This window comes from Micromonospora sp. NPDC049114 (assembly GCF_040648635.1).
Taxonomy (GTDB): domain Bacteria; phylum Actinomycetota; class Actinomycetes; order Mycobacteriales; family Micromonosporaceae; genus Micromonospora.
Genome location: NZ_JBEZEA010000002.1, coordinates 635560 through 657201, shown reverse-complemented (window position 1 = coordinate 657201; position 21642 = coordinate 635560). Strand labels below are relative to the sequence as shown.

General features: G+C 71.8%; 20 protein-coding genes. 11 read left to right on the top strand and 9 right to left on the bottom strand.

Annotated features, from left to right (window positions below):
- The first annotated feature begins 79 nt into the window (after positions 1-79).
- Positions 80-4015: a ThuA domain-containing protein gene (locus AB0B39_RS10585; RefSeq protein ID WP_357574127.1), complete on the top strand. Its 3936-nt coding sequence runs from the start codon at positions 80-82 to the stop codon at positions 4013-4015.
- A 137-nt stretch (positions 4016-4152) separates the two neighbouring features.
- Here the strand turns inward: AB0B39_RS10585 and AB0B39_RS10580 are convergent, their stop codons facing one another.
- Positions 4153-4635 carry a septum formation initiator gene (locus tag AB0B39_RS10580; RefSeq protein WP_357492619.1) on the bottom strand — a complete coding sequence of 161 codons (483 nt, stop codon included), beginning with the start codon at positions 4633-4635 and terminating at the stop codon, positions 4153-4155.
- 103 nt (positions 4636-4738) lie between these two features.
- On the opposite strand from AB0B39_RS10580, the gene AB0B39_RS10575 reads away from it, so the two are divergent.
- From AB0B39_RS10575 to AB0B39_RS10555, 5 genes are all read left to right on the top strand, one after another.
- Positions 4739-5422: a response regulator transcription factor gene (locus AB0B39_RS10575; protein ID WP_357574126.1), complete on the top strand. Its 684-nt coding sequence runs from the start codon at positions 4739-4741 to the stop codon at positions 5420-5422.
- The gene (locus AB0B39_RS10570; protein ID WP_357574125.1) at positions 5419-6708 is read left to right on the top strand and encodes a HAMP domain-containing sensor histidine kinase; all 1290 of its coding nucleotides are present in this window, start codon (positions 5419-5421) and stop codon (positions 6706-6708) included. The genes AB0B39_RS10575 and AB0B39_RS10570 overlap by 4 nt, the downstream gene beginning before the upstream one ends.
- A gap of 28 nt (positions 6709-6736) precedes the next feature.
- Positions 6737-7291, top strand: coding sequence for a DUF5872 domain-containing protein (locus AB0B39_RS10565; protein ID WP_234582732.1), 555 nt, complete (start codon positions 6737-6739; stop codon positions 7289-7291).
- 94 nt (positions 7292-7385) lie between these two features.
- Entirely contained in the window at positions 7386-7931 is a 546-nt protein-coding gene (locus tag AB0B39_RS10560; RefSeq protein WP_357574124.1) for a PepSY domain-containing protein, read from the top strand.
- A 200-nt stretch (positions 7932-8131) separates the two neighbouring features.
- Complete coding sequence (locus AB0B39_RS10555; protein ID WP_234582816.1) at positions 8132-8563, top strand: cold shock domain-containing protein; 432 nt, start codon at positions 8132-8134, stop codon at positions 8561-8563.
- Positions 8564-8584: 21 nt separating this feature from the next.
- Here AB0B39_RS10555 and trxA read toward each other — a convergent pair whose 3' ends face one another.
- From trxA to AB0B39_RS10535, 4 genes are all read right to left on the bottom strand, one after another.
- The gene (gene trxA / locus AB0B39_RS10550; RefSeq protein WP_234582734.1) at positions 8585-8932 is read right to left on the bottom strand and encodes a thioredoxin; all 348 of its coding nucleotides are present in this window, start codon (positions 8930-8932) and stop codon (positions 8585-8587) included.
- A complete protein-coding gene (locus tag AB0B39_RS10545) occupies positions 8902-9294 on the bottom strand; it encodes a MerR family transcriptional regulator (protein WP_234582735.1) in 393 nt (130 codons plus the stop codon). Before AB0B39_RS10545 ends, trxA begins: the two co-directional genes overlap by 31 nt.
- A 133-nt stretch (positions 9295-9427) precedes the next feature.
- Positions 9428-10645: a chitosanase gene (locus tag AB0B39_RS10540; RefSeq protein WP_357492610.1), complete on the bottom strand. Its 1218-nt coding sequence runs from the start codon at positions 10643-10645 to the stop codon at positions 9428-9430.
- Positions 10646-10789: 144 nt separating this feature from the next.
- Complete coding sequence (locus AB0B39_RS10535) at positions 10790-11686, bottom strand: LysR family transcriptional regulator (protein WP_357492608.1); 897 nt, start codon at positions 11684-11686, stop codon at positions 10790-10792.
- Between the two features lie 70 nt (positions 11687-11756).
- Between AB0B39_RS10535 and AB0B39_RS10530 the strand changes: the two genes are divergently transcribed.
- Entirely contained in the window at positions 11757-12635 is an 879-nt protein-coding gene (locus AB0B39_RS10530; RefSeq protein WP_357574123.1) for a dihydrodipicolinate synthase family protein, read from the top strand.
- Positions 12636-12669: 34 nt separating this feature from the next.
- Here AB0B39_RS10530 and AB0B39_RS10525 read toward each other — a convergent pair whose 3' ends face one another.
- Entirely contained in the window at positions 12670-14295 is a 1626-nt protein-coding gene (locus tag AB0B39_RS10525) for a glycoside hydrolase family 43 protein (protein ID WP_357492604.1), read from the bottom strand.
- A gap of 249 nt (positions 14296-14544) precedes the next feature.
- On the opposite strand from AB0B39_RS10525, the gene AB0B39_RS10520 reads away from it, so the two are divergent.
- Genes AB0B39_RS10520 through AB0B39_RS10505 form a run of 4 tightly spaced genes read left to right on the top strand, consistent with a single transcriptional unit; the run spans position 14545 to position 18799 of the window.
- Entirely contained in the window at positions 14545-15840 is a 1296-nt protein-coding gene (locus AB0B39_RS10520) for an extracellular solute-binding protein (RefSeq protein WP_357492602.1), read from the top strand.
- Between the two features lie 52 nt (positions 15841-15892).
- Positions 15893-16891 carry a sugar ABC transporter permease gene (locus AB0B39_RS10515; RefSeq protein WP_357492600.1) on the top strand — a complete coding sequence of 333 codons (999 nt, stop codon included), beginning with the start codon at positions 15893-15895 and terminating at the stop codon, positions 16889-16891.
- On the top strand, positions 16888-17727 hold the full coding sequence (locus AB0B39_RS10510) for a carbohydrate ABC transporter permease (RefSeq protein WP_357492598.1): 840 nt from the start codon (positions 16888-16890) through the stop codon (positions 17725-17727). The genes AB0B39_RS10515 and AB0B39_RS10510 overlap by 4 nt, the downstream gene beginning before the upstream one ends.
- Positions 17728-17782: 55 nt before the next feature.
- Positions 17783-18799, top strand: a complete 1017-nt coding sequence (locus AB0B39_RS10505; protein ID WP_357492596.1) for a LacI family DNA-binding transcriptional regulator — start codon at positions 17783-17785, stop codon at positions 18797-18799.
- Positions 18800-19145: 346 nt separating this feature from the next.
- Here AB0B39_RS10505 and AB0B39_RS10500 read toward each other — a convergent pair whose 3' ends face one another.
- The 3 genes from AB0B39_RS10500 to AB0B39_RS10490 are packed head-to-tail and all read right to left on the bottom strand — an operon-like array spanning position 19146 to position 21642.
- Positions 19146-19751 (bottom strand): response regulator transcription factor, encoded by a 606-nt coding sequence (locus AB0B39_RS10500; RefSeq protein WP_234582745.1) that lies wholly within the window; start codon positions 19749-19751, stop codon positions 19146-19148.
- On the bottom strand, positions 19748-20890 hold the full coding sequence (locus tag AB0B39_RS10495; RefSeq protein ID WP_357574122.1) for a sensor histidine kinase: 1143 nt from the start codon (positions 20888-20890) through the stop codon (positions 19748-19750). The genes AB0B39_RS10500 and AB0B39_RS10495 overlap by 4 nt, the downstream gene beginning before the upstream one ends.
- 20 nt (positions 20891-20910) lie before the next feature.
- Entirely contained in the window at positions 20911-21642 is a 732-nt protein-coding gene (locus AB0B39_RS10490) for an ABC transporter permease (protein ID WP_357574121.1), read from the bottom strand.

Below are 21642 nucleotides of genomic sequence, written 5' to 3'. Positions count from 1 at the left end.
TCGAGCCGCAACGATGCATGGACACCACCACCCGGCGTGATCGGCGCACGTCGTCCCGCATCCGCGAAAGGACCTACCCGTGCGCAGATCCCTGAGAGCGTGGTTCGGCGCTGCGCTGAGCGCGATCCTCGTGGTGGGCGGCGTCGTCGCCACCCCACCCGCGGCCAGCGCCGCGCCGTTCACCGTGCTGGTCTTCAGCAAGACCGCCGGATTCCGACACGGATCCATCACCCCCGGCATCACCGCGATCCAGCAGCTCGGCGCCGCCAACGGGTTCACCGTCGAGGCCACCGAGGACGCCGCCCAGTTCACCGACGCCAACCTGGACCGGTTCGCGGCGGTGATCTGGCTGTCCACCACCGGCGACGTGCTCAACGCCGCACAGCAGGCGGCGTTCGAGCGCTACATCACCGGCGGCGGCGGGTACGTGGGCGTGCACTCCGCCTCCGACACCGAATACGACTGGCCCTGGTACGGCGGGCTCGTCGGCGCGTACTTCGCCTCGCACCCGGCCGAGCAGACCGCCACCGTCACGGTCGCCGACCAGGCGCACCCGTCCACCCGGGCGCTGCCGCAGCGGTGGAGCCGGTTCGACGAGCTGTACAACTACCGCGCCAACCCCCGGGGCAACGTGCACGTGCTGGCCACCCTGGACGAGAGCACCTACACCGGCGGCAGCATGGGGTACGACCACCCGATCTCCTGGTGCCAGAACTACTCCGGCGGGCGGGCCTGGTACACCGGCCTCGGCCACACCGACGCCTCGTACACCGACTCGGCCTTCCGTCAGCACCTGCTCGGCGGCATCCAGACCGCGGCCGGGGCGGTCGACGCCGACTGCGGTCCCACCGTCACCACCAACTTCCAGCAGGTGGAGCTGGCCAAGGGGGCTGCCGAGACCGGCGAGCCGATGAGCCTCACCGTCCTGCCCGACCGGGGCGTGCTGCACACCTCGCGCGACGGCGTGATCCGGCACACCGACGCGGCCGGCAACACCAAGATCGCCGCCACGCTGGCCGTCTACACCGGCGACGAGGAGGGCCTGCAGGGCATCAAGGCCGACCCGAACTTCGCCACCAACCGCTGGGTGTACGCCTACTACGCGCCCCCGTTGAGCACACCCGGCGGTGGCGCCCCGGCCACCGGCACACCTGCCGACTTCGCCGTCTGGGACGGCGTCAACCGGTTGTCCCGCTTCACCGTGAACGCGGACAACACCATCAACCTGGCCAGCGAGACGCTGATCCTCAACGTGCCCACCAGCCGGGGCATGTGCTGCCACGTCGGCGGCGACATGGACTTCGACGCGGCCGGCAACCTGTACCTGTCCACCGGCGACGACACCAACCCGTTCGACTCGGCCGGGTTCACCCCCATCGACGAGCGGGCCGGTCGTAACCCGGCCTTCGACGCCCAGCGCACGGCGGCGAACAGCAACGACCTGCGCGGCAAGGTGCTGCGCATCAAGCCGGGCGCGGCCGGCGGGTACACCGTCCCGGCCGGCAACATGTTCGCGCCCGGCACCGCGCGGACCCGCCCGGAGATCTACGCGATGGGGTTCCGCAACCCGTTCCGGATGAGCGTGGACAAGGCCACCGGCGTTGTCTACCTCGGTGACTACGGCCCCGACGCGGGCACCGCCGACCCGAACCGGGGGCCGGCGGGCAACGTGGAGTTCGCCCGGATCGACAGGCCCGGTTTCTACGGCTGGCCGTACTGCACCGCCCGCAACGACGCCTACAACGACTACACGTTCCCGTCCGGGCCGTCCGGGCCGAAGTTCGACTGCGCGGGTGGGCCGGTCAACAACTCGCCCAACAACACGGGCATCACCCAGCTGCCGCCGGCCGTCCCGGCCTGGCTGCCATACGGCGGTTCGGGCTCCCCGCCGGAGTTCACCGGCGGTGGGCTGTCACCGATGGCCGGACCGGTCTACCGGTACGACCCGAACAACACCTCCGCCGTGGCGTTCCCGCAGTACTACGACGGCACCTTCTTCGCCGGTGAGTTCGGCCGCCGCTGGATCAAGAACGTCAAGCTCGACGCGACCGGCCAGCCACTGAAGATCAACCCGTTCCCGTGGACCGGCACGCAGGTCATGGACATGGAATTCGGCCCGGACGGCGCGCTCTACGTGCTCGACTACGGCACCGGCTGGTTCAACGGCGACGCCAACTCGGCGCTCTACCGCATCGAGTACGCCCGCGAGGGCAGGGCGCCCGTCGCGAAGGTCACCGCCACCCCGACCAGCGGCACCGCGCCGCTGACCGTCGCCTTCTCCTCGGCCGGCACCCTCGACCCGGACGGCGACCCGTTCACCTACGCCTGGGACTTCGACAACAACGGCACCACCGACTCGACCGCGCCGAACCCGAGCTTCACGTACACCACCAACGGGACCCGCAGCCCGACCCTGACGGTCCGGGACACCACCGGCAAGACCGCCACCGCGAGCGTGGTCGTCACCGTCGGCAACAGCGCCCCGGTCGTCACCGTCAACACCCCGTTGAACGGGCAGACCTTCACCTTCGGCGACGCGGTGCCGTTCAGCGTCACCGTCACCGACGCACAGGACGGCGCGATCAACTGCGCCCGGGTCAAGGTGAACTACGTCCTCGGTCACGACTCGCACGGCCACCAGCTCGGCAGCGTGCAGGGCTGCACCGGGGTCATCCAGACCTCGGCCGACGGCGAGCACGACACGGCGGCGAACATCTTCGGCATCATCGACGCCGAGTACACGGATCTGGGCGGCGGCGGCCAACCGGCGCTGACCACGCACACCCAGGCCGTGCTGCAACCGCGGGTGCGCCAGGCCGAGCACTTCGGCGACTCCTCGGGTGTCCAGATCGTCGCCGGGGCGGCCGGGCACGGCGGCGCGGCGGTCGGCTACGTCGACAACAACGACTGGATCTCGTTCCGCCCCTACAACCTGACCGGCATCCAGTCGTTCAGCGCACGGGTCGGCGCCCCGGCCGGCGGCGGCGGGACGCTGGAACTGCGCGTCGACTCGCCCACCGGGCCGCTGGTGGGCTCGGCGACTGTCACACCCACCGGCGGGTACGCCAATTTCGCCACGGTCACCGGCGGGGTCACCGCGCCGACCGGCACCCGCACCCTGTACCTGGTCTTCAAGGGTGCCGGGCCGTGGTTCGACATCGACGAGTTCACCCTCTCCACCAGCCCCGGCGGTCCCGGGCCGGACCCGGACCCCGACCCGGACCCCGGCACCAACCTGGCCAAGGGAAAGCCGGCGCGGGCATCCAGCTACGAGGGCGCCTTCGTCGCGGCGAACGCGTTCGACGGCGTGGCCGGCACCCGCTGGGGCAGCGCCTTCGGCGATCCACAGTGGATCGACGTCGACCTGGGTGCCACGTACGCCCTCAGCCGGGTCAAGCTGACCTGGGAGGCGGCGTACGGCAGCGGGTACCAGATCCAGACCTCGACGGACGGGGTCACCTTCACCACGGTCCGGACGGTGACCGGCGGCGACGGCGGGGTGGACGACCTGACCGGGCTCACCGGCTCCGGCAGGTACGTCCGGCTCCTCGGCACCACCCGCGGCACGGCGTGGGGCTACTCGCTCTACGAGTTCGAGGTGTACGGGAGCGCCGGCGGCCCGACCGGCGGCAACCTGCTGCTGAACAAGCCGACGACGACGTCCAGCACCGAGGGGGCCGACGTGACCGGCGCGCAGGCGGTCGACGGCAGTCTCACCACCCGCTGGTCGAGCACGTTCTCCGACCCGCAGTGGATCCGCGTCGACCTCGGCAGCCCGACCGCCATCGGTCGGGTCAAGCTGAGCTGGGAGGCGGCGTACAGCAGCGCGTACCAGATCCAGACCTCGAACGACGGCACCACCTGGACCACGGTGAAGACGGTTACCGGCGCCGACGGTGGCGTGGACGAGCACAGCGGCCTCGGCGCCAACGGCCGTTACCTGCGCATCTACGGCACGGCCCGGGGGACCGGCTACGGCCACTCGCTCTGGGAGGTGGAGGCGTACAGCAGCTGAACCACAGCGACGACGTGGCCGGCACGGCATCCCCTGCCGGCCACGCCCGTCGCTCAGCTGCTGGACTTCGGGTCGGGCTGCCTGTCGAACGCCCACCGGGGGTTCGACAAGCAGCCCGGTGCACGGCGCGGGGCCCGCTAGTCGTCGGCGACGGCCACCGGCTCGGCGCCGATGCACCGGACCTTCAACTCGTGCCTGCCGGCCGCACCCTCGAACGTGACCTCGACGTCGTCGTCCGGGCCCCGGTCCACCTCGTGCACCCGATAGCCCTGTGCGGGCGCCCAGGAGACGAGGCGTACGCCGGCGGGGCCGCACTCGGCCACGGCCGTGCCGCCGCCGGTGGCGAAACTGCGGCGGACCCCGGGGTTCGGTGACGCGGCGCTCGCGGTGCCGGGGCCGGGTGACGCGGTGCCGGGTGCGGCCGGGCCGGTGCCCGTGCTGCCGGTGGGCACCGGCTCCGGCGAGGCGAGCGCCCGTTCGATCTCCGCCTCGCTGCGTATCCCGCCCGGGGTGCCGGTGATGCTCTCGCCGACCAGCCGGATCGCGCCGAGCCCGATCACTGTCGCCACGGCGACCGTGGCCACCCAACCGGCGGCGACGAGGACAGAACGACGGCTCATGCCACCGACTATCCCCGATCGGTGGTTGTCGGCAGCACATCCGGAGGCTAAGGCACGGTTAACGTGCGTCCCGCCGGCACCGGTAGCGGCTAGCCTGCCTGCTGTGGCCCGCCTGCTGCTCATCGAGGACGACCTGACGATCCGTACGCCGCTGATCCGGGCACTGCGGGAACGCGGCCATGCGGTGGCCGCGGCCTCTACCGCGATGGCCGGACTGCGCGACGCGCTGGAGGACCAGCCCGACCTGGTCGTGCTCGACCTGGGCCTGCCCGACCTGGACGGACGCGAGCTGCTGCGGATGCTGCGCGCGGTCAGCTCGGTGCCGGTCATCGTCGCCACCGCCCGCGACGACGAGACCGAGATCGTCCGGGTCCTCGACGCGGGCGCCGACGACTACGTGGTCAAGCCGTTCACCGCCGCGCAGCTCGACGCCCGCGCCCGAGCGGTGCTGCGACGTGGCCCCGCCAGCGCCGACGCGCAGGACCCGTCCCTCGTCGTGGGCGGGCTGCGTATCGACCCCCGGTCCCGGCAGGTCACCCTGGACGGCACGCTGATGGAGCTGACGCCGCGCGAGTTCGACCTGCTGCACCACCTGGCCGGCCGGCCCGGCCAGGTGGTCACCAAACGCGAGCTGCTCACCCAGGTCTGGCAGATCCCGTACGGCGGCGCCGACAAGACTGTCGACGTGCACCTGTCCTGGCTGCGCCGCAAGCTGGGGGAGAGCGCCCAACAGCCCCGCTACCTGCACACCGTGCGCGGCGTCGGAGTGCGACTGGAGGCGCCGTGAGGGCACGGCTCGCGCTGCTGGTCGCGGCGGTCAGCGTGCTCACGCTCGTCGCCTTCCTGGTGCCGCTGGCGCTGCTGGTCCGCACCGTCGCCCAGGACCGGGCCACCGTGCGGGCCACCGCCGACGCGCAGAGCCTCGTGCCGGTCGTCGGCACCGCCGACGCGTCGACCATCCGGCTCACCGTCGAGCAACTCGCCGCGGAGTCCGGTCGACAGGTGAGCGTGTTCCTGCCCGACGGCACGGTGCTCGGCGCCCAGGCACCCCGTACGCCCGCGGTGGCGCTGGCGGCGCGCGGCCAGAGCCTCACCGGGGAGTCGGCGGCCGGCCGGGAGGTGGTCATCGCCGTGCAGGGCCGGGCGGACGGCACCGGCGTGATCCGCATCGTGGTGCCGCGGCAGGAGCTGACCGCCGGGGTGACCCGGGCCTGGCTGGTGCTGGCGCTGCTGGGTGTGGTGCTGGTGCTGATCGGGTTGGCGGTCGCCGATCGGCTGGCGCGCAGGCTGGTGCGGCCGATCAGCGACCTCTCCGCCGTGTCGCACCGGCTGGCGAACGCCGAGCTGGACGCCCGGGTCACGCCCGCCGGCCCGGCGGAGCTGCGTGAGGTGGCCGGTGCTCTCAACCACCTGGCGGCCCGGATCCAGGTTCTCCTGGTGCAGGAGCGCGAGCAGGTCGCGGACCTGTCGCACCGACTGCGGACGCCGCTGACGGCGCTGCGGCTGGAGGCGGAGTCGCTGCGTGACCCGGACGACGCGGCCCGGATCGCCGCCGCCGCCGACGGGCTCGAACGGGCGGTCACCGGTCTGATCCAGCAGGCCCGCTGGCGTCGCGTGCCGACGACGGGGACGGCCGCGTCGGATGCCGCGGCGATCGTCGCGGACCGGGTGGCGTTCTGGTCGGTGCTGGCCGAGGACACCGGTCGGGCCGTGCACCTCGACCTGACCCCCGGCCCCCTCACCGTCGGGGTGCCCGCCGACGATCTGACGGCCGCCGTGGACGCCCTGCTCGGCAACGTCTTCGCGCACACCCCCGACGGCACACCCTTCACCGTCCGGCTCGCGCGCGGCGACGGCGAGGTGCTGCTCACCGTCGCCGACGAGGGACCGGGCATGCCGTCGGGCGCGGTCCGGCGGGGTGCCAGCGCGGCCGGGTCGACCGGGCTCGGCCTGGACATCGCCCGCCGCGCCGCGCAGGCCGGCGGGGGGCGGCTGGAGCTGCGGTCCGGTCCGCAGGGCGGGGCGCAGGTGCTGCTCCGGCTCGGCCCGCCGACGTCGCGTCGAGAGGCATAGCCGCTGCGGTGCCGGGTAGCTGCCACCCATGGCGCGGTATACGAAACCCGAGCTCAGAGAGCAGATCAAGGAAGAGATCAAGGCGTCCGACAAGGGCGGCCGGCCGGGACAGTGGTCGGCGCGCAAGTCACAGCTGGTCACCCAGGAGTACAAGAAGCGCGGCGGCGGTTTCCTGGGCGAAAAGGACGAGCGGCAGAAAGCGCTCCAGCGCTGGGGCAACGAGAAGTGGCAGACCAAAGAGGGCGACACCCGTGCGCGCAAGGACGGCACGACGAGCCGCTACCTGCCCAAGAAGGCCTGGGACGAGATGTCGGAGAGCCAGAAGCGCGCGACCGACACCAAGAAGCGGGAGGCCTCCCGCACCGGCAGGCAGTACGTCGCCAACACCGGGCCGGCGAAGAAGGCACGTCGGGACGCCACCACCGCCGGCCGGATGTCGGAGATGTCGGTCGCCGAGGCCAGCAAGCTGGTCCGTGGACTCGACACGCGGCAGCTCAGAACGGCCCTGCGCAACGAGCACGCCGGCAAGGACCGCAAGACGCTCGTCCAGCGGCTCGAAGCGGAACTCCACCGACGCGGCTGAGGGACTTAACCCGGCCTTAGGGTCCGGACAGCGCGGTGCTATCGCGATCCGACCGATCCTCGGAGTCGACAACCGAGGAGAGGTGGACACCACGATGAAGCGCACCAATCTGCTTCTGGCGACGGTCGGCGGTTCGGCGGTGCTGGCCGTGGCCGGGATCGCGCTGGGCGTCGCCGCCGCGAACGACACGCGGGGCGGCGACACGGCGCTCGCCGCGGCGACCATCGCGCCGACGGGCACGGACGCGCCGGACGACAGCGCCACCGCTGTCGCGCCGGGAGCCAGCGGCACGCCGTCGGCCGCAACCCCGTCGGGTACGCCGTCGAGCGGCACGCCGTCCGCCGGCACCGCGCCGACGGGCAGCGCGGTCGACGCGCAGCGCGCCGGTGAGATCGCGCTCGCCAGGGCCGGTGGCGGCCAGATCGTCGAGGTCGAGGCCGAGCAGGAGAACGGTCGCCCGGTGTGGAGCGTCGAGATCGTCGCCGGCGACACCGAGCACGAGGTGGACGTCGACCGGGACAACGGCTCGGTGATCAAGGCCGAGCAGGAGCCGGTCGACGACGACGACAAGGGCGACCGGTCGGACGACAAGGGCGACAAGTCCGACGACGATGACGACGACTCCGGCGACGACGACTGACCAGGACTGGCGACGCCCCGACCGCATCAGTCACAGCGGTCGGGGCGTCGCCGCGTACCGGGCCGGTGCCACCACTGACTCGGATCGTCCGATCGGACGAGATCGCTCACCACGGGCCACCCACTGTGCTCCGGTACCGTTGGCAGACCGTGTGCGAGCCGGGTCGGGGGCCTGGTCCAGTGGTGGAGTGGGTGGTGGCGGTGGGTGCGGTAGGTAAGGTCATCCGGTTCGACGACGCCCGTGGTTACGGGTTCATCGCGCCGTCGAAGGGTGGAGAGGACATCTTCGTCCACGCGAACGACTTCGGCGAGCAGCGGCATCTCGTGCATCCCGGCATGCGCGTCGAGTACGAGGTGGAGGCCGGTGAGCGCGGTCTGAAGGTGGCGTCCCTGCGGATCATCGAGCCGGTCGGGGTCTCCCGGCCGGAACGGGCGCCGACCGTCACACCGAGCCGGACCGGGCTGGCCGGCGAGGACGACGGGATGTGCGACGTGCTGTCGCCGCGCGAGTTCACGTACGAGGTGACGGAGTTGCTGATCGAGCGGGTGCCGACGCTGACCGGGGCCCAGCTCTCCGCGATCCGACAGTCGCTTGTCGACCACGCCAGATCACACGGCTGGGTCGAGAGCTGAGCCGGTGATCCGGCACGGCGGTCAGAGGCCGGCGTGCAGGGTCAGGCTCTGCCGCAGGTGGAGCTTCGGCCGGGAGCCGACGACCGAGCCGACGACCTCGCCCCGACGGAACACCAGCAGCGTCGGCAGCGACATGACCGCGTAGCGGCGCGTGGTCTGCGGGTTGTCGTCGGAGTTGAGCTTGGCGATGGTCATGCGGTCGCCGAACTCCTGCGCCAGCTCGACGAGGCTCTTCTCGATCATCTTGCAGGGCGGGCACCACTCGGCCCAGAAGTCGACCACGACGGGCCGGTCACTGGCCAGCACCAGCTCGGCGAACGTGGCGTCGGTGACGGTGGTCAGGGGGCGGACTGTCGTTTCCTGGGGCATGTCTTCTCCCGGTGCGCGATGGCGTGGGTGAGCTGGGTGCGTAACTGCTGACGGACCGCGGTGAGCCGATCGAGGTAGTCGTCGACCTCGGCGAGCTTGCGCCGCAGCACCAGCACGGAGTCCGGGCAGACATCGCCGGACGCGTTGCCGGCGCGCAGGCAGGCGACGAACGGTCGGACGTCGTCGAGGCCGAAGCCGACGTCGAGCAGCGCCCGGATCTCCCGGACGACCCGCAGCTCCGCCTCGTCGTAGACGCGGTAGCCGTTGGCCGAGCGCTGCGGGCGTACCAACCCGTGCGCCTCGTAGTAGCGCAGCGTCCGGGTGCTCGTGCCGGCCCGTTCAGCCAGCTCGCCGATCAGCATCGAACCTCCTCGCCCAGCCCGTCGTGACCACGCTAAACCTTGTCGTCAGCGTCAAGGCAAGGGTCGTGCCCGGGCACGGCTCAGGGCGCCGCGGTGCAGCGCCCTGAGCGTCGGTGCGTGTGCCGTGGGGGTACTAGCCGATGCGGAACTGCTCGCCGTAGACGGCGAACGTCAGTGGCGTGTTCAGGTTGAAGTTGCCGTTGTTGAGGAACACCCGCTGGGCGGTGTCGACGCGGGAGGTGTCCGAGTGCGCCTCCTCCTTGCGCATCTCGATGACCCGCTCGTCGAGGAACGCGTTGAGCCAGGTCCGCTCGTCGCCACCCTGGGCCGGCGGCTTCGCGCGGGCGAGGGCGCGGCTGCGGATCTGGCGCATCCCCTCGTACCCGTGCATGACCGCCGCGTCGTAGTAGGCGAACTGGCCGAGTGCGCGTACCCCGTCGTTCTTGCCGTCGCGGACCGACGGGTTGAAGTAGACCCGGTCCCGCTCGGCTTCCTGCGCGGCGCGGAACACCGAGTCGTTGGCTGCGGTGCGCCAGTCGCGGGGGAAGTTGGGGTCGAGGCCGGCGTGCGACGCGGTGCCGTTGACGGCGCGCAGCGCCGGCAGGTAGCCGGCCAGCACGTTGCCCGGCTTGGTGTTGGTGTACGCCTGGACCAGTTCGAGCATGTCTCCGGTGCCGGAGCAGAAGCCGATGATGCCCGCGGTGTAGCCGCGGCCGTCGCCGATGTCCTCGATGTAGGAGAACTGCGCGCGCCAGTCGAGCGAGGAGTTCTCCGCCGCCGAGACGAGCTGCATGGCGACGTCCTTCTTCGCCGGGTCGTCCAGGTTGGTGCCGGCCGGGACCGTGGCGGTCGGCGTGGGGGTGGGGGTGCCGCCGCCGGGAAGGGTCCACTGCTGGTTGGTGGTGCCGCCGCAGGTCCAGATCTGCAGTCGGGCGCCGTTGGCGGTGCTCCGGTCGGTCACGTCGAGGCACTTGCCCGAAGCGGTGTTGATCAGGGCGCCACCGCTGGCGGCGCTCCACTTCTGGGCGCCGGTGCCGTTGCAGTCGTACAGCTGGATCTTGGCGCCGTTGGCGGTCGACGCGGCGGTGACGTCGAGGCACTTGCCGAGCGCGCGGATCGAGCTGTCGCTGTTGCCGACCGTCCACGTCTGGGCCGCGCTGCCGTTGCAGTCGTAGAGCTGCACCGGCGTGCCGTTGGCCGGATTGGCGCCCGCGACGTCGACGCACTTGCCACCGAGGCCGGTGATCGGGCCGGCGGTCGCGGCGCTGGCCGACGGGAGGCCGTAGCCGACCGCCGCGACGCCGGTCAGCAGGGTGCCCACGACGTAGGCGGCTGTTCTCTTGCGCACCATGGTGTTCCTCGGGGAAGGGGCGGCGTGCCGCCGGCCGGTCGGTGCCCGACGCGGCGATCGGCCCCGGCGGGCACCGCGAGCTTCAGGAAACAGTATTAACAGATAGCGGTACGTCGATCAACTGTCGATCGGCGACTATCGGGATCAATCGCGGAAGGCGGTGGCGGCGCCCCGCAGCGCGGAGACGCACGCGAGGACCGCGGGGTGGCCGCCCGCGCCCCTGCGGTAGGCGACGCGCGTGCGGCGGCGCATGGCCAGCGGCAGCAGCCGGACCTGCGGGGAGGGCTGCGCGATGGCGAGCTGCGGAATGAGGGCGACGCCCTGACCGGCGGCCACGAGAGCGAGCGTTGCGGTGAAATCGTCGGCGTGATGCCGCACCGCCGGCGTGAAGCCGGCCAACTGGCAGGCGTGCAGGGCTACCGAGTGGCAGAGCGTGCCGGGACTGCCGAGGATCCACTGCGCGTCGCGAGCCGCGCTGATCGGCTCGGCGGCGGTGTCGTCGGCGGTGGTGCGGGGCACGGCGAGGAAGACCGTCTCCTGCAGCAGCGCGATCGAGTCCACCGTCGGATCGGGCGGGGTCGGCGCGATGTCGTAGTCGTGCAGCAGCGCGACGTCGAGCCGTCGGCTCCGCAGGGCGGCCGGCATGTCGACCGGGTCCAGCTCACTGATCATGAGATCGAGCGCGGGATGCTCGCGGGCCAGCGTGGCCAGGGCTGCCGGCAGCAGGGTGCGTACGGCGCTGGGGAAGGCCCCGATGCGTACGCTCGCGCGCAGACCGGTTCGGGCGGCCGCCACTGTCGCGTCGGCGGCCTCCAGCGCGGCGAGGATGACCTCGGTGTGCTGCACGAGCGCGGTGGCGGTCGACGTGAGGCTGACCCGGCGTCCGGTGCGCTCCAGCAACCGGGTGCCCGCCTCCCGTTGCAGGGCGGCCAGCTGCTGCGAGACGGCCGACGGCGTGTAGGCGTGCGCCTGGGCGACCGCGGCGATGGTGCCGAGGCGGCCCAGGTCCCGCAGCAGGACCAGGCGGCGGACATCAAGCATCAGCTCAGCTTACGGATAGGTCGAGCAATCGGAACTGGACCTTCCTGGTCGGTCGACCGAGAGTGGAGGCATGACCCTGACCGGCCTGTACGTTCCGCTCATCACCCCGTTCGACCTCGCCGGAGGCGTCGCCATCGACGCCCTGGCGGCCCTCGCGAATGACGCCCTGGACGCCGGCGCGGCCGGCGTGGTCGCTCTCGGCACGACGGGAGAGCCGGCCGCCCTCAGCGACGACGAGCGCGGCTCGGTGCTCGACGTCCTGTCCGCGGTCTGCCGTGCGCGCCGCGCGCACCTGCTCGTCGGCGCCAACACCGTCGAGGCGTTGCGCGCCCTGTCCGACCGGCCCGAGGTGACGGCGGCGCTCAGCCTGGTGCCCCCGCTCCTGCGGCCGGGCGGCGCGGGAGTGCTCGCCCACTTCGCCCACCTCGCCCAGGCCAGCCCGGTGCCGCTGGTCGTCTACCACGTCCCGTACCGCACGGGGCAGCAGCTCAGCCCGGACGACCTACGACAGCTCGCCGGCCTGCCCGGCGTCATCGGCATCAAGTACGCCACCGGAGGGATCGACGGGGACACCGTCGACTTCCTCGCCGACATCCGGCCCGGTTTCGCCGTGCTCGGTGGCGAGGACCCGCTCATCTCGCCGCTGCTCGCCCTCGGCGCGCACGGCGCCATCGTGGCCTCGGCCCAGGTCGCCCCCGCGGACTTCGTCCAACTGGTCGCGCTCTGGCAGGCCGGGGACCTGGTGCGGGGGCGGGCGCTCGGCCATCGGCTCGCCGGCCTGTCCGCGGCGCTGTTCGCCGAACCCAACCCGACAGTGATCAAGTCGGTGCTCCACGCGCAGGGTCGCATCCCGACGGCCGGCGTACGGCTGCCGCTGGTGCCCGCCGGTCCGGACGCCGCCCGGCGGGCGCTCCGGCACCTGGACGAGCTGACGAGCACGTCGAGGTGACCGGACGGGCGCCCGCCGGGCCGCGTCCGCGCGGTCAGTGCTCCCGGTAGGTGGCCCGGTCGAAGTCGGCGTACACCCCGTCGCCGCCCAGATCCTGCACCCACAGGCCGACGAACGCCCCGGTGAAGCCCCACGCCGCCGGCTCCCCGTCGATGATCAGGGCGGCGTGCTCGTCGGACAGGATCGTCGCGTCCAGATCGACCGGCAGCCGCTGCCAGCCCGCGCCGAGGTCGTAGTCGAAGCGCACCACGGGCCCGTCGAACACCGCCCGCAGACCGACCCGGTCGACGCCGCTGGCATCGACGGTCAGCTCGGGGTACGGGGTGCGCCGCCCGTTGTCGGAGCTGAGCAGCTCCAGCACCGTACGGCCGTCGTCGGCGCGGGTCAGGTAGAGGTGATGCCAGTTGAGGGTGTTGTAGTACGCGGTGATCCCGGCGAGCTGACGGTGGTCGACCGGGTCGAACTCGACAACTGTCTCCAGCGAGCAGTGCGTCGCCCCGACGCGTCGCGCGACCAGGCTCGGCGCCTGCCGACCCACCGGTGACTGTCCACCGTGCACCCGCAGGTGCGAGGGGCGCGACGTCAGGTCGATCCAGTCCGCGCTGGCCGGCCGGCGCAGCGTCGACCAGCAGGAAGCCAGCTCGGCGGCCTCGAAGTCGTCGGTCGCCGGCTCCGTGGGCCACGGATGCGGGGACAGGTCGGGCCCGGCGACCTCCTCGGCGGGCACCCCGCCGGGAATCCGGGGCCAACCGCCCGAGGGCCACTCGACCCGCTGGATCGCCGTCTCCCGGCCGAGCACACAGTTGCCCAGCGGTGAGTAGGGGCGGCCGACCAGGTGGGCCAGGTACCACCCGCCGTCCGGGGTCTGGACCAGGCTGCCGTGACCGGCCTTCTGCAACGGCAGGTCCGGCCGACCGACGGAGGTGAGCAACGGACCGTCCGGGTCCACCTCGTACGGACCGAACAACTCCCGCGAGCGCGCCACGGTGACCTGGTGCTCCCAGCTCGTGCCGCCCTCGGCGGTGATCAGCCAGTACCAGCCGTCGTGGCGGTAGAGGTGCGGGCCCTCGGTGACCCCGACCGGCGTGCCGGTGAACAGGATGCGGGGCCGGCCGACGAGACGACGCGCCGCCCGGTCGTACTGCTGGATCTCGATGCCGCCGAAGCGGTCGCGGCCAGGACGCCAGTCGGCGCTCATGCTCAGCAGCCAGCTGGTGCCGTCGTCGTCGTGGAACAGGGCGGCGTCGAAGCCGCGCCCGTGCAGTTTCACCGGATCCGACCAGGGGCCGGCGATGTCGGGTGCGGTGATCAGGAAGTTCTGCGGATCCCAGTAACCGCTGGCGAAGCTGGCCACGTCGCTGTAGACGAGGTGGAACTCCCCATCGTGGTACGTCAGGTCGGGCGCCCACACACCGTTGGAGTCGCCGCAGCCCCGAAGGTCGAGCAGGCGGCGGTCGGTGATGATCCCGCCCAACGGGCGCCAGTTCACGAGGTCGCGCGAGTGGTGCACGCGGACCCCCGGATACCACTCGAAGGTCGAGGTGGCCAGGTAGAAGTCATCGCCGACGCGCAGGATCGACGGATCCGGGTGGAACCCGGCGAGGACGGGGTTGCGGATCGACCAGGCAGCGGTCGCCACGTCAGCGGTGTCGGTCGACACGGGGGCTCCTCTGTGCGGCTATGAAACTTCCGGAAACTTGCAGGGACCAGATCACTGGAAGCCCCTCGTACGGTAGCCGGTCTTATCGCGATAGGACAGGGGTCTTGACCGCTGGGGGAACTGCTCGTAGCGTCCCGGCCATCGATCGGTAATACCGACGAAGCAATGAAAGTTCCGGAGATCCAGGTTCGAACCCTTGCCGGCTCGGCCGGCGTCCGAGCACCCCGTGAGTCCCCGAAGGGATGGATCATGACAGCGCACCTTTCCCGCCGATCGCTGCTCGGCCTCGCCGGCGCCGGCGCCGGCGCCTACCTGCTGAGCGCCTGCAGTGGCGACGAGAAGTCCAGCGACCCGAACGCCCCGCAGACCATCAACTGGTGGCACATCCAGAACACCGAGCCGATGCTGCCGGTGTGGGCCGCGATGGCCAACGAGTACAAGACCGCGCACAGCAACGTCACGTTCACCATCCAGCCGCTGGAGAACGAGGCGTTCAAGGCCAAGCTGACCACCGCCACCCAGGCCGGCGACCCGCCGGACCTCTTCCAGTCCTGGGGCGGCGGCGTGCTCAAGCAGCAGGTCGACGCGGGCCTGGTCAAGGACCTCACCGACGACGTGAAGGACCTGGTCGGCGGCATCCTGCCCGCCGCCATGCAGCCGTACACGATCGACGGCAAGATCTACGGCATCCCGTTCGACATCGGCATGGTCGGGTTCTGGTACAACAAGGACCACTTCGCCCGTGCCGGCATCACCGAGCCGCCCGCCACCTGGGCCGCCCTGCTCGACGCGGTACGCAAGCTCAAGACCGCAGGCATCACCCCGGTCGCCCTGGCCGGCAAGGACAAGTGGCCGGCGCACTTCTACTGGTCCTACCTCGCCATGCGTATCGGCGGCGTCGGCGCGCTGCAGAAGGCCGTCGACGACAAGAACTTCGACACCCCCGACCTCGCCGCCGCTGGTGAGCGACTCAAGGAACTCGTCGACCTCCAGCCGTTCCAGAAGGGCTTCCTCGGCGCCGAGTTCGGCTCGCCCGACGGGCAGGCCGCCACCATGGGCAACGGCAAGGCCGGCATGGAGCTGATGGGGCAGTGGGCGCCGGCGGTCCAGGCGTCCAGCTCCACCAGCAAGAAGGGCCTCGGCGACAAGCTGGGCTTCTTCCCGTTCCCCGCCGTCGACGGCGGCAAGGGCACCGCCACCGAGGTCTTCGGCGGTGGCAACGGCTTCGCCGTCGGCAAGGACGCGCCGGCCGCCACCATCGACTTTTTGAAGTTCCTGCTGAGCGCCGACAACCAGCGTCGTTCCGCGAAGACCGGCGCGGTGCTGCCCACGGTGAAGGAGGCCACCGACGCCATCAGCGACCCCAACAACAAGGTCGTCGCGGAGACCCTGGCCAAGAACACCGGCTTCCAGCTCTACCTCGACCAGGCGTACGCGCCCGCGCTCGGGCAGCAGATCAACGACAGCGTCGCTGAGATCATCGCCGGCAAGAAGGCGCCCGCGGCGATCCTCAAGGACATCACGCAGGTGGCCAAGACCGTCTGACCGTGACCCCGTATCCATCCCTAGCCGGCGATAGAACCCGAGTGGAGCAGGCATGACCAGGCCATCGACCGTGTCGGACACGAGGCGCGGCGACACGGCGACCGATCCGCCGGCACCGGGGCCGGGCACCACGCGACAGCGTGGCCGCCAGCCCCGGCCGGGGCGGGGGGGCGTCCTCGCCGTCTTCCTGGCGCCCGCCCTGGCGCTGTTCCTGCTGCTGGTGGTCGCGCCCATCCTGGTGGCCGGCTACGCCAGCCTCTACAAGTGGAACGGCTTCGGGCTGCCCGAGAACTTCGTCGGGCTGGACAACTACACCCGTGCCTTCGGCGATCCGACCTTCCGGGGTGACCTGTGGCGCGGCCTCGTGCTCGTGCTGCTGTCCCTCGCCGTGCAGCTGCCCGCGGCGCTGGCCCTGGCCATGCTCCTCAACCAGCCGCTGCGCGGCCGGGCCGTGTACCGGCTGATCTTCTTCGCCCCGTACGTGCTCTCCGAGGTCACCACTGCCGTCCTGTTCACCCTGGTGTTCTCGCCGAACCGGGGCCTGGGCGAGTCGGTCTCCCGCTGGCTGGGCGCCGACGCGGGCGCCGTCTTCGCCGACCCGGACACCGTGCTGTTCGCCGTCTTCCTGGTGGTGTCCTGGAAGTACTTCGGCCTCTACATGATGCTCTTCCTGGCCGCCCGTCAGGGCATCCCGAAGGAGCTGTCCGAGGCCGCGGTCACCGACGGCGCCACCGCCTGGCAGGCGTTCCGGCACGTCACCCTGCCCCTGCTCGGCCCGACGATCCGCATCAGCATCTTCCTGTCGGTCATCGGCACCATCCAACTGTTCGACATGGTGTGGGTGCTGACCGGCGGTGGCCCGATCCACACCTCGGAGACCATGGCCGTCACGATGTACCAGTACGGCTTCCGCCGCTTCGAGGTCGGCTACGCCAGCGCGATCAGCATCGTCATGTTCCTGCTGAGCCTCGTCTTCGCCCTGTTCTACCAGCGCATCGTCCTGCGTCGGGACACCGCGGGCGCGATCACCAACCAGGGAGGCCAGCGATGACCGCCACCACCAGCAGCGCCCAGCGGACCCGCAGCCTCGTCCTGCACCTCATCTGCATCGGCGTCGGCGCGCTCATCGTCGTGCCGGTCTGGTTCGGTGTGATCGGCGGCTTCAAGGACAACGGCCAGTTGTCGACCAACCCGCTGGGCCTGCCCGACCCGTGGGTGCCGGAGAACTACACCGACCTCTTCGCCTCCGGTGTGTTCTGGCGACAGCTCGGCAACAGCCTGCTCATCGCCGTCAGCAGCACGTTCATCGTGGTCGCCGCTGCGGCGATGGCGGCGTTCGTCTTCGCCCGCTACGCCTTCCGGGGCCGCGAGTTTCTGGTCACCCTGTTCGCGATCGGCCTGATGTTTCCGTTCGCGGTGGCGATCCTGCCGCTGTTCGTCCTGCTCCGGGGCCTGGGCCTGCTGGACAACCCACTCGGTGTCATCCTGCCCCAGGCCGCGTTCGGGCTGCCGATCACCATCATCATCCTGCGCCAGTTCTTCCGGACCATCCCCGCCGAGGTGGAGGAGGCAGCCGTCCTCGACGGCTGCAGCTCCTTCGGGTTCTTCTGGCGGGTCCTGCTGCCGATGGCCCGTCCCGCCCTGGCCACCGTCTCGGTGCTGGCCGTCGTGACGAGCTGGAACAACTTCATGCTCCCGCTTGTCGTCTTCAGCGACCAGAGTTGGTGGACGCTCCCCGTCGGGGTCCAGGCGTTCCAGGGCCAGTACGCCGACGACACCGCCCGGGTGCTCGCCTACGTCGTCCTGTCCATGATTCCCGCCCTGGGCTTCTACGCCGTGGCCGAACGCCAACTCATCGGCGGCCTGACCGGCAGCGTCAAGGGGTGACGACACCGGATCGTCAACCCACCTGAAGCGTCCCGCCAGACCAAAGGAGCGGACCGTGGGCTCCGACAACGGCCGAAACGTCACCATCGCGATGATCGCGCGGCTGGCCGGTGTGTCAGTGCCCACGGTCTCCCGGGTCATCAACGGTCGCTCCGACGTCGCTCCCGAGACCCGGGAGCGCGTCGAGCGGCTGCTCAACCACCATGGTTACCGCCGGCGCACCCAGGCCCGGCGGACCGAGGCCGCGCTGATCGACCTGGTCTTCAACGACCTGGACAGCCCGTGGGCCGTGGAGATCATCCGCGGGGTGGAGGACGTCGCCCGGGCCAGTGGCGTCGGGACCGTCGTCTCCGCCATCCACTGGCGGATCTCGTCGGCCAAGCAGTGGCTGGACAACATGCGTACCCGCTCCACCGAGGGCGTCATCTTCGTGACCTCGATGGTGAACCCACCTCTGCAGGCGGAGCTGCGCCGGCTGCACCTGCCGGTGGTCATCATCGACCCCGCTGGTGTCGACCCGCAGGAGTCGCCCACCATCGGCGCCACCAATTGGGCGGGCAGCCTGAGCGCCAACCAGTACCTGCTCGGCCTCGGCCACCGCCGCATCGGCTTCATCGCCGGACCACCACACCTGATGTGCAGCCGGGCCCGGATGGACGGGTACCGCGCGGCGCTCGGCGCCGCCGGCGTCGCCGTCGACGACGCCCTGATCAGGCCCGGCAACTTCTACCACGAGGCCGGCTTCACCTCGGGTACGCAACTACTGGCCCTGCCCGACCCACCGACCGCCATCTTCGCCTCCAGCGACCAGATGGCGCTCGGCGTCTACGAGGCCGTCCGCAAACGCGGCCTGCGGGTGCCGGACGACGTCAGCGTGGTCGGTTTCGACGACCTGCCGGAGGTCCGCTGGTGTTCCCCGCCGCTGACCACGGTCCGCCAGCCCCTGGCCGAGATGGGCATGCTGGCCGCCCGGACCGTGCTGCGTCTCGCCGGGGGCGAGAAGACCGAGAGCCCGCGCATCGAACTCGCCACCGAACTCGTCGTGCGCGACAGCGCCGGCCCGCCCCGCTGACCGCGCGACCGTCGCGGCACCCCAGGATCGCGCCCACCCGGCCGGCGCCGAACAACCGCCGGGCGATCTCCAACCGGGCGGCGAGGACCGGCGAGGGCGTACCGTCGGCGTCCACCTTGGTGCCGAGCACCAGGGCGACCGGCGCCGCCGGCACGTCGGCTTCGCTGAAGAGGTGGCCGTCCGCGGTGTCGCGGACCCACCGCACGCTGGCCACGGTGCCGCCGGCCAGGACCACCGCACCCACCACCAGAACGAGGAGGGTACGACGGACGAGCCGCCGGTGCTCCCCGTACCACCGCGCCACACCGAAACGTCCCCGCATTCGGGCGAGACTAGTCCGGCCCGCTCAGAGCCAGCCGTTGGCCCGCGCGGTGCGGGCGGCCTCGATGCGGTTGCGGGTGCCGGTCTTTCCGATCGCGGCGGAGAGGTAGTTGCGCACGGTGCTCTCGGACAGGTGCAGCCCGGCGGCCATGTCCGCGACGGTTGCCCCGTCGACGGCGGCGGCGAGCACGTCGCGTTCCCGGTCGGTGAGCGGGTTCGGGCCGGCCGCGAGGGCCGCGGCGGCCAGTGCCGGGTCGATCACCCGCTCGCCGGCCAGGACCCGTCGGACGGCCACCGCCAGCTCCTGCACCGGCCCGTCCTTGACGAGGAAGCCGTGGGCGCCGGCCTCCATCGCCCGGCGCAGGTAGCCGGGCCGGCCGAAGGTGGTGAGGATCAGCACCCGGCAGGAGGGCAGCTGGTCGCGCAGCGCGGCGGCGGTGTCGAGGCCGCTGCCGTCGGGCATCTCGATGTCCAGGAGCGCCACGTCGGGACGTACCCGCAGAGCCACCTCCGTCGCCTGGGCCCCGGTCGCGGCCTCGGCGACCACCTCGATGTCGGGTTCGAGGTTCAACAGCAGGGCCAACGCCCCGCGCATCATGCCCTGGTCCTCGGCGAGCAGCAGTCGGATCACCGCGCCCACCGTCCCGTGGGGGAGTGGGGGATCCGGGCGGTGAGCAGCAGGCCCCCACCGCGCGCCGGGCCGACGTGCAGCGTCCCACCGGCCTGCGCCAACCGCTCGGCGAGGCCACGCAGACCGTTGCCGAACTGCGGACGACCGCCCACCCCGTCGTCGCGGATGGTCAGCACCGCCTCGTCGGCGTCGGAGGTGACGTCGACATCGCACCGCGATGCCCGGCTGTGCCGCACCACGTTCGTCACCCCTTCCCGCAGCACCCAGCCGAACGCGTCGTCCGCCTCCACGCTCAGCGGCCGGCCGACGTCGGACACGCTGACGGTGATGCCGACGTCGGCCAGGGCCGTCCGGACGCTGTCGAGTTCCCGCGCGAAGCTGCGCTCCCGATAGCCGGTGACCGCCTCGCGGACCTCGGTGAGTGCCGTCCGTCCGATCCGCTCGATGTCCGCCGCCTCCGCCGCGGCCCGTTGCGGGTCCGTCGGCGCGAGCCGGCGTACGACCTCCGCCTTCACGACCACCAGGGACAGCGTGTGGCCCAGCAGGTCGTGCAGGTCCCGGGCGAAGCGCAGCCGTTCCTGCTCCACCGCCGTGCGGGCCAGCTCCCGTTGGGTGCGGCGCAGCTCCTCGACCAGTCGGGCCGTCCGGGCGAACGCCAACGTCAGGGCGCCTGCGAGCACCGTGATCAGCGCCATCTGGGCGGTGTCGGTGGCCGACGCCCGGTCCACCACACCGATGATCACGACGGCGGCGGCAGATCCGCCCACCCAGGCGAACCCCCAGGCCACCCGCACGAAACCGACCGCGCCGGCCGTGGCGACGTACAGGAGCAGGACCAGCCAGCCTTCCGGGCCGCCGGCGTACGAGAGGGCGAGCCCGACCCCGAGCAGCGCGAAGGCGACGAGCCCGGCGTGGTGCACCGCCGGTCGGACGACCAGGTCGGCCACGGGTACGGCCACCAGCGCGAGATAGAGCAGCGCGAAGGCGCCCAGCCCCACCGCCGCCGGAGTCGCGGGGTGCACCTGCCCGCGCACGATCGCGGCGGCCGGCGTCAGCAGCAGCCACAGCCAGAGGGTGTGGGCCGCGACGAGCACGAACCCACGAGGGTTCCGGCTGAGCGCGGCGGCCCCGGACGACATGCTGGACACCGTATCGAGGGTCACCGGCGGGCGGTGGACCGCCGGTACGCCCAGGCCGAGAGGCCCAGGAACGCCACGGTCCACCCCGCGAGCACGGCGAGCCCGGACGGGGTGGGTGCCAGACCTGCTGCCGAGCGCCATCCGAGTTCCGCGAACCGGTACGTCGGCAGGGCGTGTGCCAGGTGACGCAGCACGGCGGGAAAGTACGCCACGGGCACGAGCAGGCCGCCGAGCACCGACAGGCCGAGAAAGACGAGGAAGTTGACCGACTGGGCGAACTGCGGGGTGAGGCCGTACCCGATGGCGAGCCCCAGCAGCGCGAACGGCACCGTGCCCACCCACATCAGCAGCAGCAGCGCCGCCCACCGGCCGGCGCCCAGCTCGACGTGGTGCTGGATCCGTCCGGCGCAGCCGACCGCCAGCACCGACGGCACGCCGCTGAGCGTGCAGACCAGGGCCTTCGCGGTCACCGCCTGCCAGGCGGGCAGCGGGGTGACACGCAGCTGGCGCAGCCAACCCGACGCGCGCTCGTGGGCGACCGACGCGCCCACCGAGAGCACACCCGCCACCGCGCCGTAGCCGGCCAGGCCGACCATGAGGGCGGCGGCGGCGTCGACGCCCTCCAGCCGGTCGTCGCCGGGGCCCACCGACGAGAAGATGACGTACGTGACCACCGGTGCGAGGACGGTGAACAGCAGCAGCCGTGGGTCGCGGGCCAGCCGGCGCAGCTCGAATCGCAGGTACGCGCGCAT